Genomic DNA, 14,130 nt, shown 5'->3' with positions numbered 1-14,130 from the left:
AGCCGATCCATTTATGGGTCGGCTTTTTTATTGCCTGGGATTTGTGCCTGAATCACGGGCAATAAAAAGCCCGCCGTGGCGCAAGACCTTGGCGGGCGTTTGATGTCGGGCCTTATTGCTGCAGATCGATCGGCGCGCTGGCAGCAACCGACGCTGCGCCGGGCACACCGATTTCCGTCGGCAAACCATCTTCCGCCGCGACCACGTCACGCACCTGGTCCCAGTTGACCCGCAAGTTGTTGGCCAGGTCTTCGCGCTTGAGCAAGGCGTTGATCACCGCAGTGTGCTTGTCGACCACCGACGGCGTACCGTCATCATTCAACGGCGTATGCGCTTCAAGGTACACCTTGCCGCCACTGCTGCCGAACTTGTAGGCATCGTTGATGATGCGCACCGACGTGCCCACCGGCACCATGCCGGCCATCTCCAGCACGTTGTTGTTAAACATGCGGAAGCAGCCGTGGCTTGTACGCGTGCCAATACCAAATTTCATGTTGGAACCATGGATCAGGTAACCCGGCGTGCCCAAGGTAAACTTGAACGGCCCCAACGGGTTGTCCGGGCCGGCCGGCACCACGTTGGGCAGCGGGTCGCCGTTGGCCGCGTGCTCGGCCTTGATCGAGGCCGGAGGAGTCCAGGTCGGGTTCGGCGTCTTGGCAATGATGCTGGTATGGGCGATGGGCGAACCCCAACCTTCACGGCCGATCCCCAACGGGAACGTGTAAACCACGTTCTGACCCTTGGGGTAGTAATAGAGCCGGTATTCCGCCAGGTTGATCACGATGCCTTCGCGAGGCCCCGGCGGCAGGATGAAACGCGTCGGCAATACGATCTCGGTGCCCGCGCCCGGCAACCAGGCATCCACGCCCGGGTTGGCCGCGACCATCTCCGAGTAGCCCAGGTCATAGGTGGTGCCCAGGTCGGCAAAGGTGTCTTCGTACTTGGCCTTGATCACCTGGACCTGGCCGACGATGTCTTCACCCGGTGGGGGCAAGGGCAACTGCAAAGCTGACGCAGAACCGGCCGCACAAAGCGCAGCAAGAGACAGGCAGCAGGTGACGACGGAAAGGCGCGACAACATCCGGTAAATCCTTCGCAGACGACGGGTAGGTAAACATCGATTGTATACGTGAAGCGCGCTTCTAGCTGCCCCCTACAGCTCGAAACGCAGCTCCGGCCAGATCGGCGGCGTGCCGCGCTTCTGGGACTCCAGGATGGCACGGCACAGCGGGCACAGGCGCTGGTCCTGGAAAATCGAACGATCGACCCGCGACCAGCGCGGTTGCGCCGGCAATAGGGTGCCGCACAGCGTGCGATCGATGGAGCCGCCCAGTTCCAATTGACGCGCCACCAAATGCACCCGCACTTCCTGGCAGGCGAACAGATCCAGCTGCTCGTCCGGCTCGATCAGTTGGTAGTTAAACAGGGACCAGGCAGGACGCGACATCTGGGGCTCCAAATCGGGGGGGCGCCACCTTAGCCGAAAGCCTGCCGGTAGAAAAGCGTCATAGCAGCGGTTTTAGCGTCGGCCAGACATTTTCCAGCAACTTGCCCTGGGCGCCGACCGCCGGGTGAAGTTGATCGGCCTGCATCAGCTCCGGGTGACCGCCCACGCCATCGAGGAAAAACGGCACCAGCGGCACATTCTTTTGCTTGGCCAGCTCGCCATAGACTTCGGCAAACGCGGTGGTGTATCGCGGGCCATAATTGGGGGGCAACTGCATCCCCAACAACAACACCTTGGCGCCACCGGCCTTGGACTGGTCAATCATCGATGCAAGATTTTGTTGCAATTGCGCGGGTGGTTGCCCGCGCAGGCCGTCATTGCCACCCAACTCAATCACCACGACATCCGGCTTATGCTCTGCAAGCGCCGCCGGCAGCCGCGCCAGCCCCCCGGCACTGGTGTCGCCACTGATGGAGGCGTTGACCACCTTATCGTTGAAACCTTCCTGCTTGAGCCGTTGCTGCAACAGGGCCACCCACCCTTTGCCGGTATCCAGGCCGAAACCGGCACTGATACTATCGCCAACGATCAGGACTGTACCCGCCGCTGCGTTCTGGGCCATGCACATCAAGGCCAGGCCAGCACTCAAAAACCACATTCGCATCGGATTCTCCATGGGCGCAAGCATTCTCACCGCGCGGAACCTTAGCAAAGTGGTTCCCAGCGCGGAAGGTGAACTGACTATCCTGCACGAACTGAGCCTGGAACTGAACAAGGGCGATAGCCTGGCTATCGTCGGCAGCTCCGGTTCCGGCAAATCCACCCTCCTCGGCCTGCTGGCCGGCCTCGATCTGCCCAGCAGCGGCGAAGTCACCCTCGCCGGGCAAGCCCTCAGCACCCTCGACGAAGACCAGCGAGCGCGCATCCGTGCCGAGCATGTTGGCTTCGTCTTCCAGTCTTTCCAACTGCTCGACAGCCTCAACGCCCTGGAAAACGTCATGCTGCCGTTGGAACTGGACGGCCGTAAAGACGCCCGCGAGCGCGCCAGGCACCTGCTGGAGCGAGTAGGCCTGGGCCAACGCCTGACCCACTCGCCGCGCCAACTCTCCGGAGGCGAACAGCAACGGGTAGCGATTGCCCGCGCCTTTGCCGCTGAACCGGACGTGCTGTTTGCCGACGAACCCACCGGCAACCTCGACAGCCACACCGGCGAGCGCATCAGCGATCTGCTGTTCGAACTCAATAAGGAGAGCGGCACGACCCTGGTGCTGGTCACCCACGACGAGCGCCTGGCCCACCGTTGCCGACGCCTGATCCGTCTTGAAGCCGGCCTGATGGTCGCGCCCCTGGAGCCTTGATGGCACGTTTGCCGCTGTTGCGCCTGTTCAGCCTTGCCATGCGCCAATTAATGCGCGATGCCCGCGCCGGTGAATTGCGCGTGTTGTTCTTCGCCCTGTTGGTGGCCGTGGCCGCCAGTACTGCCATCGGTTACTTCGGTGCCCGCCTCAACGGCGCCATGCTGCTGCGCGCCACCGAATTCCTCGGCGCCGACCTTGTGCTTGAAGGCAGTTCGCCCGCCCGCCCCGAGCAAATCCAGTCCGGCACCGAACTTGGCCTGGATCACGCCCGCGTCGTGGAGTTTTCCAGCGTCATTGCCACCGATAACGGCATCCAGCTCTCCAGCATCAAGGCAGTCAACGAGCAGTACCCGCTGCGCGGTGAACTGAAAAGCGCTGCCGTGCCTTTTGGCGATGAAACTCCTGGGGGCGGCCCAAAGCCCGGTGAAGCCTGGGTGGAAGCGCGACTACTGACCGCGCTGGACCTCAAGGTCGGTGACAGCATCGACGTGGGCATGAAGACGCTTCGCCTGGCCCGCGTGCTCACCTATGAGCCGGACCGCGCCGGCAACTTCTACAGTCTCACGCCCAGGGTAATGATCAACCTGGCGGACTTGGACGCCACCGGTGTGGTACAGCCCGGCAGCCGCGTCAGCTACCGCGAATTATGGCGCGGCCCACAGGGAAGCACCGTGCTGCAAACCTATCGCGACTTGGTCAAGCCCGGGCTCGCCGCCAACCAACGCCTGCAGGATTCACGGGACGGCAACCAGCAGATCGGCGGCGCCCTGGGCAAGGCCGAACGCTACCTGAACATGGCCAGCCTGGTGGCGGTACTGTTGGCCGGTGTGGCCGTGGCGCTGTCGGCCAATCGCTTTGCCACTCGACGTTTCGACGCCAGTGCATTGCTGCGCTGCCTGGGCTTGTCACGACGTGAAGCCATGTTGCTGTTCAGCCTGCAACTGAGCGTCCTGGGGCTTTTCGCCAGCCTGGTCGGCGCCCTGCTGGGCTGGCTGGCGCAGTTTGGCCTGTTTTATTTTCTCCACGACCTGTTGCCGGCGGACGTACCACCCGGCGGGCTGCTTCCGGCGGTTGCCGGCATCGGCACCGGGTTGGTCGCCCTCGCCGGTTTCGCCCTGCCGCCCTTGGCCGCACTGGGTCGCGTGCCACCGCTGCGGGTGTTGCGCCGCGACCTGCTGCCGATCCCTTCCAGCACCTGGATGGTCTACGGCGCGGCACTGCTCGCATTGGGCCTGATCATGTGGCGCCTGAGCCTCGACCTGGTGCTGACCTTCGCACTGCTGGGTGGCGGAGTGGTTGCGGCACTGCTACTCGGTGGTTTGCTCCTGCTCTTGTTGCAAAGCCTGCGGCGCCTGCTGGCCCGTGCCTCCTTGCCTTGGCGCTTGGGTCTGGGCCAGTTGCTGCGCCACCCGCTGGCGGCCGCCGGGCAATCCCTGGCGTTCGGCTTGATCCTGCTGTCCATGGGCTTGATCGCCCTGTTGCGCGGCGAGCTGCTTGATACCTGGCAAAACCAGCTGCCCAAGGACGCCCCCAACTATTTCGCCTTGAACATCCTGCCGGCCGACAAGGATGCCTTCGGCGCCCGCCTGCTGGAACTGCAGGCCCAATCCGCACCGCTGTACCCGGTGGTGCCGGGGCGCCTGATCAGCATCAATGGCGAACCCGTACAGGAAATCGTCAGCAAGGACTCCAGCGGCGACCGTGCGGTGCAACGCGACCTGAGCCTGACCTGGGCCGCCGACCTGCCACCGGGCAACGCCCTGACGGCGGGCTCGTGGTGGTCGGCGCTACCTACCGATGAAATTCCGGGTGTCTCGGTAGAAGCCAAGGTAGCGGAGAGTCTCAAGCTCAAGCTCGACGACCACCTGGTGTTCACCGTGGGCGGAGAGAATCGAGAAGCGCGGGTCACCAGCCTGCGCACCATCAACTGGGATAACTTCCAGCCCAACTTCTTCATGATTTTCCAGCCGGGTACCTTGAAGGACCTGCCGGCCACCTACCTGACCAGCTTCTATCTGGCACCCGGGCATGACCAGCAGATCGTCGATCTGTCCCGCGCGTTCCCGGCGGTGACCATCCTGCAAGTCGAGGCGCTGCTGGAGCAGTTGCGCAGCATCCTCGCCCAAGTGACCCTCGCGGTGGAGTATGTACTGCTGTTTGTGCTGGCAGCGGGGATGGCGGTTTTGTTCTCCGGCCTGCAAGCCACTCTGGACGAACGGATCCGCCAGGGTGCGCTGTTGCGCGCACTGGGCGCCGAACGCAAGCTGCTGGTCAAGGCCAGGCGTATCGAGTTCGGTTTACTGGGTGCCGTCAGTGGGCTGCTGGCGGCGCTGGGCACAGAGCTGGTGACATTCGTGCTGTACCGCTATGCATTTGACCTGGCTTGGCACCCTCACCCATGGCTGTTGCTGCTGCCGGTGATCGGTGCGGTGCTGATCGGCGGTGCCGGTGTGTTCGGCACCCGCCGCGCGCTGAATGCCAGCCCGCTGACGGTGTTGCGCGAAGGTTGAAACGCGATGGGCCCGCATTCCTTACAGAATGCGGGCCCATTTTGCTCACTTCACATATTCGATCCCGGTGATCCACCAGCACACGTCACCGCTTGGCGTCTGCACGACAGCCTCGTCATCCACCTCCTTGCGCAACAGCGCGCGGGCCATGGGCGAATCGATAGAGATGTAGTCCATCCGATCATAAATCTCGTCATAGCCGACAATACGAAAGCGCTTGGTCTCACCCTGCTCGTTTTCGATATCCACCCAGGCACCGAAAAACACTTTGCCCTCTTGCTCGGGCATGTACTCCACCACGCGCATGTCTTCCAGACGCTTGCGCAGGTAGCGCACGCGACGGTCGATCTCACGCAACAGTTTCTTGTTGTACTGGTAGTCGGCGTTTTCGCTGCGATCCCCCAGAGAGGCCGCCCACGTCACTTTGCGCGTGGTGTCCGGGCGCTTTTCGCGCCACAGGTAATCCAGCTCCTTTTTCAGCGCTTCATGGCCTTCTTTGGTAATCAGCTTGGTACTCAAACGCTTGCATCCCCAGGCAATGTCCATAGGTGCCGATACGCCTGGGTTTCATGCCCTGGCTTCGGCTGGCTGGCGTTGATGATAAATGAACCCGTGAAAGTAGCCAGGCCGGTCTAGCTGTCCAGCGTGCGATCCAGCTCCAGCAGCATGCCCCGCAAGCTCTGCCGCAAGCCCGACACCTGTGACGTCATCACCTTCAAGGCTTCAGTCCTTTGGCTGACCGCCAGCGACTGATCATGCAATTGAGTGGTGCGCTGCTCCAGGTCTCGAACCTTCTCATCCAGTTGGTTTTGTTCCTGCTGCAATCGCGCCTGCCACTGCTCAAGTGCAGTCTCCCGCTCGATTGCAGCGAGTTTTTGCTGAGTCAACTCCTGAGCGACACGGGCAAGATTGGTCAACGTGCTGTCTACTTCGAACAATGTACTGTGGTCGCCTGAAGGCGGGATTTTTGTTGGCACCGGCACATCAGGCTCACGTGGGATGACAGGTGCGGCCTGCGCCATGTCCACCGGCGCGCCCAAGGGTGCCTGCCGGGGCTCCTCAGCCGGTGGCTCATTCAGCGGAAGGCGGAGCGACTCGGGTGGGCTCACCACCCTGGGAGGGGCGGTCATTTGTGACGAAAACCGAATGGACGGCACAATCACTGAAGCACTTTCGATCGCCGGCAACGTCGGCGCAGACATGCCCAGGGTGATCACTTTCATCACCAGCGCTTTCTTGATGATCACCGAATGATGATCCTCAGGCCTGGCAGGTGGCAACTTGCAACCTTTCAAATCAACAAAGTGGTAAGGCACTTGGGTTTCGGTAACACCCCCTGCTTTAACGCCCGAAGTGGCTAATGTCAGTATTTGCTTGAAAACATGCAAAGCCATCTGCAGGTCTTCCTTGGACTCAACACCGCCCAGGAAATACCGATCAAGTTTCTTTCGCAAGGCCGCGATATAGACTCTGGAACTTCCAGGCTCCACCTCTTCATCCAGGCTGTATACAAGAAAGTTTGAGGCCGCCTGACCGACAGCGAACCCACAGAGCAGTGCACCGTTGACCGGAGCATCTTGACCATTGCGTTCAAGAACAAGGGTACGTAACAGCATCATGCAATCAGGCCTCATTATGCGGACAGAAAGTTTATATAAACAGCCAATAAACATTCAAAAACCAGACACTTCAAAACACAGCACATTGTTTCAGTGGTCTACCTGCTCCGCACGTAGGACTTCTCTTATTAACGCTGATCGACGTTCCCAAAAACGATGGCAACCCGTACCCTTTTTTCAATCCCCCCACGTCATGCCAAACTTATTCGGTAAAACAAATGATCGAAATAAGCAATCTGACAAAACACATGGGTAACAACACTATCATCAGCGATTTTTCATTCAGTGCCACTCAACAAGAATGCCTGGGACTGTTCGGACAAAATCACACGGCCAAAACAGCACTGCTCAATATCATTGTCGGTTCGACACAGCCGTCCAGTGGTCATATAAATATCCAGGGTTTCAACACGCAGACCCATCCACTTGAAGCGAGGCAACTGGTCGGCTATCAACCGTTCAAAGAGCTCGGCCATCCAACGATGTCCGTCAAAACGTTCCTTGATTTCATTGCTGCCATTCGCGGCTTCCACGGTGCAGAAAAACGCACCCGCCTGGAACAGTCGATCGCACGACTGGAATTGTTTTCGGTGCTCGATGCCCCCCTCGACCGCCTGTCCACCGGTTGGAAACGCAAAGTAGCCATTGCCCAGGCCATCCTGCATGGCCCCACCCTGTTACTGCTGGATGAACCCGGCGAAGGACTCGCCGCTGATCAGAAGCACGCATTCAAGACGCTTATCCAATCATTGACGCAAGAAATGACGGTCATCATCGCCTCGCGCCACTGCGATGAATTGTCCCAACTGTGCACGCGCGCGCTGGTCATTGCCGACGGTCGACTGGTGGCCGATACCCCGCTGCCCGAACTACAGCGCGACTCACGCCACTTCCAGGCAGTCACTCTTACCGCAGAGACGCCATTGGACCTTTTGGCACTCGCTGTCCTGCCAGGTGTGGCAGGCATCGAAGAGCATCGGAACGCGCCCGGCACAGTGACCGTTCTCGCCATGCCCGGACACACCATCTATCCCCATATCAACACGCTGATTGCCAGTCGGCGCTGGAAAATCAACTCACTGAACCTGGAGCCAGGTCGTCTGAATGATGTGGTCCACCATCTGAGCCAGGAGGCGTCCCATTGAGACTATTGCCCATCATTCTACGGCGTCAACTCACCAGCTATGCGCGCTCCCCCGGCACTTACCTGAACATTGCCATTTTCCTGATACTGTCAGTGACATTGGGGTTGTACATAAGCCCGTGGCTGGAACAAAACGGCAGTGACTTACAGGTGTTTTTCCGGTTCCACCCTGCACTTTATTTGTTGCTGATTCCCGCCCTGACCACTCAACTTTGGTCGGACGAAGCCAATGCGGGGTTTTTCAGCCTGATGAAAACCATGCCCATCACCACATTTGAATGGGTTGTCGGAAAATTCCTTGCCGCCTGGCTTGTGGCAAGTGCATCCCTGTTTCTGATGTTCCCTCTCGTGATCATTGCGAACTTTCTGGGCAACGCCGACAACGGTGTCATTGCCTCGCATTTTCTAGCGAGCTGGCTGCTGGCGGGCAGTTACTTATCCGCGGGGTGTTTTATTTGCGCATTGGTCCATCAGCGCACGGTCATTTTCGTATTAACCTTGGGCTTATTACTGGCAGCCAGTGGTCTGTCCTCTGTATTGGACTCACTTGAACACCAAGCCCCTATAGGGTTGATCGACAGCTTGACGGCCCTCAGCCCCACTTGGCGATTCAGCAGTATCGATGATGGGAAACTCACACTCCGCGACACACTTTACTTTATTAGCATGATCCTCGCCTTTCTCACCGCAACGACAGTCACACTCAACTACAAACACAGCTGAGAAGGGAAACCCTTAATGCGGTCCACTCTGCGCGCCGGTATGACGCTTACCGTCATTTTTTTGCTTTTCCTGGCTTTTAATCTGGTGTGGATAGGTAAACTTCCTGATATACGGTGGGATCTTTCTCAACAAAAAATCCACACTTTATCGCCCCCCGTATACCCACTGCTCGCAACGCTGGAAAGCCCGGTGGACGTGTATTACTTCAATTCAAATAACGACCCGAAACGAAGCTACGCCGTGAAACGCTATGGCAAACGTATTGAGGATCTGCTCAAGGAGTACGAAAAGAAGGCTCAGGGCATGATCAACCTGCACGTGATTGAACCCGCTCCCTATTCGGAAGACGCCTATAAGGCAAGGCTGTCAGGGCTCGACGAAAACACAGGGTTTCTCGGTCTCATCAGCACGAGCCCCGGTCATGGCGTGCGCCGTATCGGTTCTTTCAGCCTTGAGCGCGAGCCGTTGCTCGAATATGAAATAAGCCACCTGCTCTACAAGTTGCAGCACCCGGAGCGACCGGTTGTTGGGCTGCTGTCGGGGCTGGCGATGGACGAATCCGCAGGTCGGCTCCTGCAGGCGGTGCGGCGAGAATTCGAACTGTTCGCTCTGGAGCCGAATGCCGCTCAAATCCCCGAACACATCAAAACCCTGATGGTTGTACAGCCACGGATGTTGCCGGAACGTACCTTGTATGGGATTGAGCAATTTGTCTTGAGGGGCGGTAGATTGATGATGTTCATCGACCCTTTGAGCGAACAACGCTCAAACCCACTCCCAGCCAATAGCCGACTGGACGAGGTGCTTGCCGCCTGGGGTATCCAGATGCCGACGGACAAGCTGGTGGTCGACGCTCTCTACACGCCCTGGGAGACGCCTGATATGCCCAATCGAGTCAGGCTGAACTTGCCACGACAGGCGATGAACCTGAACGATATCAGCACCTGGAACCTCAACAGGGTGACCGTATCGAGCAGTGGAGCGCTCGTGCAGTTGAACAAAAGCCGCACAACCTTCACTCCGATCCTGCAAAGTTCCGAGCAATCGGTGCTGTTGGATGCCAACCAATCCACTCGCGCAACCACACCCAATTCCTTTATTGAAGAGGCTTCGAGCCGGGAGCGGCGCCATGTCATTGCTGCACGCATCGAAGGGCCGAGCTATTCAGTTTTCCCCGATGGTATCAAGGGCCTGCCGCCCGGGTTGCAGACAGCCGCGCAAATTCATGTTGTGGTCATCGCTGATACGGACATGCTTACCGATAAGGTCAGCGACGCAGCGCCCGATGGCAACGCGCTGTTTGTTCTGAATACACTGGATAACCTGTCCGCCCCCGACATGCTGGTCGCGATTCGCCCCAGGGCAACGCAGGAAATGCCGCCGACGGTGCTGGAGGGTATGCGTGAGGTCGCAAGGCAGGCCTATCGTTCGAAAGCCAGCGAACTGGAGCGACGCTTGCAACGATCAGAGCAGGAATGGCAACGGCTGAACCCATGGACAACCACCCTTGGCACCCAGGCAGTGGAGACCAACACCCAACTGCAAGCACTCAACAAGGAACGTCTGCGCCTCCCTATGGAGCTGCATACCCTGGAGCGCGAAGCCTACGCCCAGGTGCGTCGCCTGGAGTTGGCGATAACACTGGTGGCGATCTTTGCCATGCCGCTGACGTTATGCCTGATCGCCTGGATGGTTTTTCTTGGAGAGCGCCGACGCCGGTTGCAAGCCGGCGACATGATTCACTGAATGCTCAGCGACGGGCTATCAGCCCCTGTCGTGCAATACGGGTCAATTGGCGAATGACTTCGGTGGCATTGTTGGCACTCGGGGCCTGGATAACCGCAAGGTCAAAGCTGTCGCTGGCAAAACGCGCAAGTGAATCGCCATCTTCAACAAACTGGATCAGGAACGCCGAAGGTCGGCCAGTGCGACGCGGCCAACCATCCAGGTAACGCAATAGCGTTGGCTGGTGCTTGCCGCCAAGGAGAATTTTCGGGTTGCGCTGAGTGAGGTCCGCGGTGATCGGGGCCAGGCGTATCAGGGGGCGTAGTGCATTCATCGTGTCGTGTCTCTGCCTCAAAAGTCTGCGGGCAGGTGAGAGGCAACACCGAACCAGCGCTTTAGCGGAATTTCGAAGCATGAAACACGCTCCTGTCGGGACCGATAACGATCACCCATGGCGCCCCGCAATTAGCTGTTTAAATCGGCGCATGAGCGGCATCCTAGAGAAGCCGGTGGGGCGGTGTCAAGAATCCCGAGCAACGAAAAGGCCCGCAAAGGGCGGGCCGATTCAAGGTGTTGCAGCGCGATCAATCGGCGATGGCGCGGTCCGCAGACAGTTTGCCAGCACCTTCCAGCAGTACCGCCAGGGAGCCGCCGAGCAAGGCCAGTGCGAACTCATAACCGTTGTTGGCCATGAACAGGCCGTTATGGATGTGCACCGAGAAGATCGCCACCAGCGACAGGATGGTCAGGCCCAATGCCGCAGGGCGAACCAGCAGGCCAATGATCAGTGCCAGGCCGGCAAAGAACTCGGTACCGCCCGACAGCAGCGCCATCAACGTACCCGGTGCCAGACCAATGCTTTCCATCCACTGGGCAGTGCCCGCCAGGCCATAGCCGCCGAACCAGCCAAAGAGTTTTTGCGAGCCGTGGGCGGCGAAGATGATGCCAACCACGATGCGCAGGATAGTCAGGCCGTAACCGGCGCGAGTGGACAGAATGCTTTTGATCAGTGGGCTCATGGTGCAAATCCTTTTCAAAGTAGGGGTTGGTTGGCCGCCATACTAATCAGTTTAGGCAATGATAAAAGCCGAAAAAATGCCTGATTAACATCGATAAAATCGATTACTTGCGTGAGGCGATTTTCGGCGCTTGCGGTTCCAGGGACGCTCGCTCTCGATCGAACGCCAAGAAGTACTTGTTGACGCTATTAACATAGCTGACGCCGCCCATCCCTACTTGCTCCATGGCAATGCGTTCAACCTGGAAGAACCACTGGTTGGGGTTGAGTCCTCGGCGCCTGGCTTCAGTACGCATGCCCTGCACCCGCTCCGGCCCCATGTTGTAGGCCGCCAGCACAAAGGCCATGCGCTCGCGCTCGTTGAGCTTGGGGCTGGCGAAGAACTTGCGACGGATCATCGCCAAGTACCGCGCGCCGGCCTGCACGTTGCTGTCGAGACTTTCGATATTGTTGACCCCCACGCGTTGCGCCGCCGATGGCGTGATCTGCATCAGGCCGGTGGGGCCGCCGCTGCTACGCGCGCCAGGGTCAAGCGCCGATTCCTTGAAGGCCAATGCAGCCAGGTTCAACCAATCCATGCCCTGCTCGCGGGCATGTTTCTGCAGGACCGGGCGCAGTTTTTCCAGGCGCTGTCGGTCTACGCGGGCCAATGGGTTGCGCACTTGGTAAAGGCGACGGTAGATACGCTGGAACGCCACATCCTGGTCGGACGGGGTTCGATAGGTCTTGAGGAATCGGTCAATGCTGGCCCGCAGCATCGAGGCATCCTGGCGCACGAACCAGTACTCGTCACCCGGCTCGCTGATCGCCACCTGCTTATCGAAACGCAACTTGGGCAGAATCTTCGACCAGCGCTCGGCAATCGGCTTTTCGACAATGGTCAGGTGGAAAATACCGGCCTGAACCATCTCCAACACGTCTTCCACAGCCAGCGTTGGGTCGACCCACTCAACTTTTACCGGCGGCTGCTTGTGCAGGGCGAGCTTCTGGTTGACCTGGCTGATGGCATCCGCCGCCGCACTGCCGGTGGTCAGCGCCAGGGTACGGCCGGACAGTTGCTCCAACTTGGTAAACCGTCGCTCGCCCTTCACCCCCACCAGCCACAACGGTACATCGCTGGCAATCGGGTCGCTGGTGCTGATCTTGTGCGCCGCCTTTACATCGAGCAGTTCGCCGGGCGCCACCAAATCGCCCTCGCCACGGGCCAGCGCGCCGAGCAACTGGTCCTTGGCCTTGGGAATGATCTTCAGGTTGATTTCCTGACCATCACGCGCATGGCCATTGAGGTACTGCTCGAAGGCGCGCAGGCGATGGTATTCGACACCGATGGCCTGGCCTTGCACCTCGCCGGAGCTGTTACGGCTCTGGTTGACCAATACGCGCAACGTGCGGCTTGAACGAATCTCCGCCAAATCGCGGACCTTGCCGGGCTTGGTCACTTCCAGCGGCCCGTCCAGACGTGCAACCGCCGCCATGGGCAGCAGCATCGTCAGGCACAACATAAGCAACGCCGAGGGTCGGATCATCCGCTCTCCGGAAAGAATACTGGCCAACGCCCTCGCGAAAAACGAGGCGGTGGGGGTCAGAAACAGAGCGCTTTATGCGCTGGCAAGGTACGCAACGGCGGCATGATGGAAGGCGGCGGGCCAACCACAATGTCGCTTGCGACGTTCAAAGACAGCTATAACTCGTTGTAGTTCTTCGTTTTTCTTATAAATCTACAGCTCTGATATGCTTTCCGGCCGCAGGCGGAGATAGCACCATGCAACTCATTGATATCGGCGTCAACCTGACCAACCCCAGTTTCGACGAGAAGCACCAGGCCGTGCTCGAGCGTGCCTATGCTGCTGGCGTGCAACAATTGGTGCTCACCGGGACCAGCATCGAGGGCAGCGAACAGGCCCTGGCGCTGTGCGAAAAACTCGATGAAAGCGGCCAGCGCCTGTTCAGCACCGCGGGCATCCATCCCCACTCCGCCATTGACTGGAACGGCGATAGTGCATCGCGTTTACGCGGTTTGCTGAAAGAAAACCGCGTACGCGCAGTAGGAGAATGCGGGCTGGATTTCAACCGGGATTTCTCACCGCGCCCGCAGCAGGAAAAAGTCCTCGAAGAACATCTGGCCCTGGCCGTCGAGCTCAAATTGCCAGTGTTCCTTCACGAACGTGACGCCAACCAGCGCCTGCTGGACATCCTCAAGGACTACCGCGACCACCTCACCGCCGCCGTGGTGCACTGCTTCACTGGCGAACAAGCGGCGCTGTTCAGCTACCTCGACCTCGACTTGCACATTGGCATCACCGGCTGGATCTGCGACGAACGCCGTGGGACACACCTGCACCCCCTGGTCAGGGAAATTCCCCGTGGCCGTCTGATGCTGGAAAGCGACGCGCCCTACCTGCTGCCGCGCACCTTGCGCCCGAAGCCGAAAAACGGCCGCAACGAGCCCGCTTATCTGCCAGAAGTTCTGCGCGAAGTCGCCCTGCACCGCAACGAGAGCCTGGAAGACCTTGCTCGCCACAGCACGGCCTGCGCCCGTAGCTTTTTTAGGCTGCCTGCCGTGGATTGATGCGGCCCATTGACCCA

The 14,130-nt window shown here is 59.3% G+C and carries 14 protein-coding genes; 6 read left to right on the top strand and 8 right to left on the bottom strand.

Annotated elements, in window-relative coordinates; all coding sequences use genetic code 11:
* Positions 1 to 112 precede the first annotated feature (112 nt).
* The 3 genes from BLR69_RS30000 to BLR69_RS29990 all read right to left on the bottom strand — a co-directional run bounded on the left by BLR69_RS30000 (position 113) and on the right by BLR69_RS29990 (position 2,111).
* The gene (locus BLR69_RS30000; RefSeq protein ID WP_071496310.1) at positions 113 to 1,081 is read right to left on the bottom strand and encodes a L,D-transpeptidase family protein; all 969 of its coding nucleotides are present in this window, start codon (positions 1,079 to 1,081) and stop codon (positions 113 to 115) included.
* A 72-nt stretch (positions 1,082 to 1,153) separates the two neighbouring features.
* Positions 1,154 to 1,447 carry a hypothetical protein gene (locus BLR69_RS29995; RefSeq protein WP_010211879.1) on the bottom strand — a complete coding sequence of 98 codons (294 nt, stop codon included), beginning with the start codon at positions 1,445 to 1,447 and terminating at the stop codon, positions 1,154 to 1,156.
* 58 nt (positions 1,448 to 1,505) lie between these two features.
* On the bottom strand, positions 1,506 to 2,111 hold the full coding sequence (locus tag BLR69_RS29990) for an arylesterase (RefSeq protein WP_071496311.1): 606 nt from the start codon (positions 2,109 to 2,111) through the stop codon (positions 1,506 to 1,508).
* A gap of 10 nt (positions 2,112 to 2,121) precedes the next feature.
* Here BLR69_RS29990 and BLR69_RS29985 point away from each other — a divergent pair, with 10 nt between their 5' ends.
* On the top strand, positions 2,122 to 2,805 hold the full coding sequence (locus BLR69_RS29985; RefSeq protein ID WP_005786391.1) for an ABC transporter ATP-binding protein: 684 nt from the start codon (positions 2,122 to 2,124) through the stop codon (positions 2,803 to 2,805).
* On the top strand, positions 2,805 to 5,315 hold the full coding sequence (locus tag BLR69_RS29980) for an ABC transporter permease (RefSeq protein WP_071496312.1): 2,511 nt from the start codon (positions 2,805 to 2,807) through the stop codon (positions 5,313 to 5,315). The genes BLR69_RS29985 and BLR69_RS29980 overlap by 1 nt, the downstream gene beginning before the upstream one ends.
* A gap of 45 nt (positions 5,316 to 5,360) precedes the next feature.
* On the opposite strand, the gene greB is transcribed toward BLR69_RS29980, so the two are convergent.
* Together greB and BLR69_RS29970 are read right to left on the bottom strand one after the other, a co-directional pair.
* Positions 5,361 to 5,834 (bottom strand): transcription elongation factor GreB, encoded by a 474-nt coding sequence (greB, locus tag BLR69_RS29975; RefSeq protein WP_071496328.1) that lies wholly within the window; start codon positions 5,832 to 5,834, stop codon positions 5,361 to 5,363.
* A 113-nt stretch (positions 5,835 to 5,947) separates the two neighbouring features.
* Positions 5,948 to 6,934: a hypothetical protein gene (locus BLR69_RS29970; protein WP_071496313.1), complete on the bottom strand. Its 987-nt coding sequence runs from the start codon at positions 6,932 to 6,934 to the stop codon at positions 5,948 to 5,950.
* Positions 6,935 to 7,152: 218 nt separating this feature from the next.
* Here BLR69_RS29970 and BLR69_RS29965 point away from each other — a divergent pair, with 218 nt between their 5' ends.
* From BLR69_RS29965 to BLR69_RS29955, 3 genes are read left to right on the top strand one after another with little or no spacing between them, the layout of a single operon-like run.
* Positions 7,153 to 8,079 carry an ATP-binding cassette domain-containing protein gene (locus BLR69_RS29965; RefSeq protein ID WP_071496314.1) on the top strand — a complete coding sequence of 309 codons (927 nt, stop codon included), beginning with the start codon at positions 7,153 to 7,155 and terminating at the stop codon, positions 8,077 to 8,079.
* Positions 8,076 to 8,801 (top strand): ABC transporter permease, encoded by a 726-nt coding sequence (locus tag BLR69_RS29960; protein WP_071496315.1) that lies wholly within the window; start codon positions 8,076 to 8,078, stop codon positions 8,799 to 8,801. Before BLR69_RS29965 ends, BLR69_RS29960 begins: the two co-directional genes overlap by 4 nt.
* A 15-nt stretch (positions 8,802 to 8,816) precedes the next feature.
* The gene (locus BLR69_RS29955) at positions 8,817 to 10,547 is read left to right on the top strand and encodes a Gldg family protein (protein WP_071496316.1); all 1,731 of its coding nucleotides are present in this window, start codon (positions 8,817 to 8,819) and stop codon (positions 10,545 to 10,547) included.
* Between the two features lie 4 nt (positions 10,548 to 10,551).
* Here BLR69_RS29955 and BLR69_RS29950 read toward each other — a convergent pair whose 3' ends face one another.
* The 3 genes from BLR69_RS29950 to BLR69_RS29940 form a co-directional block, all read right to left on the bottom strand.
* Positions 10,552 to 10,860 carry a hypothetical protein gene (locus BLR69_RS29950; protein ID WP_071488539.1) on the bottom strand — a complete coding sequence of 103 codons (309 nt, stop codon included), beginning with the start codon at positions 10,858 to 10,860 and terminating at the stop codon, positions 10,552 to 10,554.
* A gap of 250 nt (positions 10,861 to 11,110) precedes the next feature.
* Positions 11,111 to 11,545, bottom strand: coding sequence for a DoxX family protein (locus tag BLR69_RS29945; RefSeq protein ID WP_071496317.1), 435 nt, complete (start codon positions 11,543 to 11,545; stop codon positions 11,111 to 11,113).
* A gap of 103 nt (positions 11,546 to 11,648) precedes the next feature.
* Positions 11,649 to 13,070: an MltF family protein gene (locus BLR69_RS29940; RefSeq protein ID WP_071496318.1), complete on the bottom strand. Its 1,422-nt coding sequence runs from the start codon at positions 13,068 to 13,070 to the stop codon at positions 11,649 to 11,651.
* A 236-nt stretch (positions 13,071 to 13,306) separates the two neighbouring features.
* Here BLR69_RS29940 and BLR69_RS29935 point away from each other — a divergent pair, with 236 nt between their 5' ends.
* Positions 13,307 to 14,113 (top strand): TatD family hydrolase, encoded by an 807-nt coding sequence (locus tag BLR69_RS29935; RefSeq protein WP_071496319.1) that lies wholly within the window; start codon positions 13,307 to 13,309, stop codon positions 14,111 to 14,113.
* Positions 14,114 to 14,130: the final 17 nt, after the last annotated feature.

The sequence above is a fragment of the Pseudomonas azotoformans genome (assembly GCF_900103345.1).
Taxonomy (GTDB): domain Bacteria; phylum Pseudomonadota; class Gammaproteobacteria; order Pseudomonadales; family Pseudomonadaceae; genus Aquipseudomonas; species Aquipseudomonas azotoformans.
This window is presented reverse-complemented; position numbering and strand designations above follow the sequence as displayed.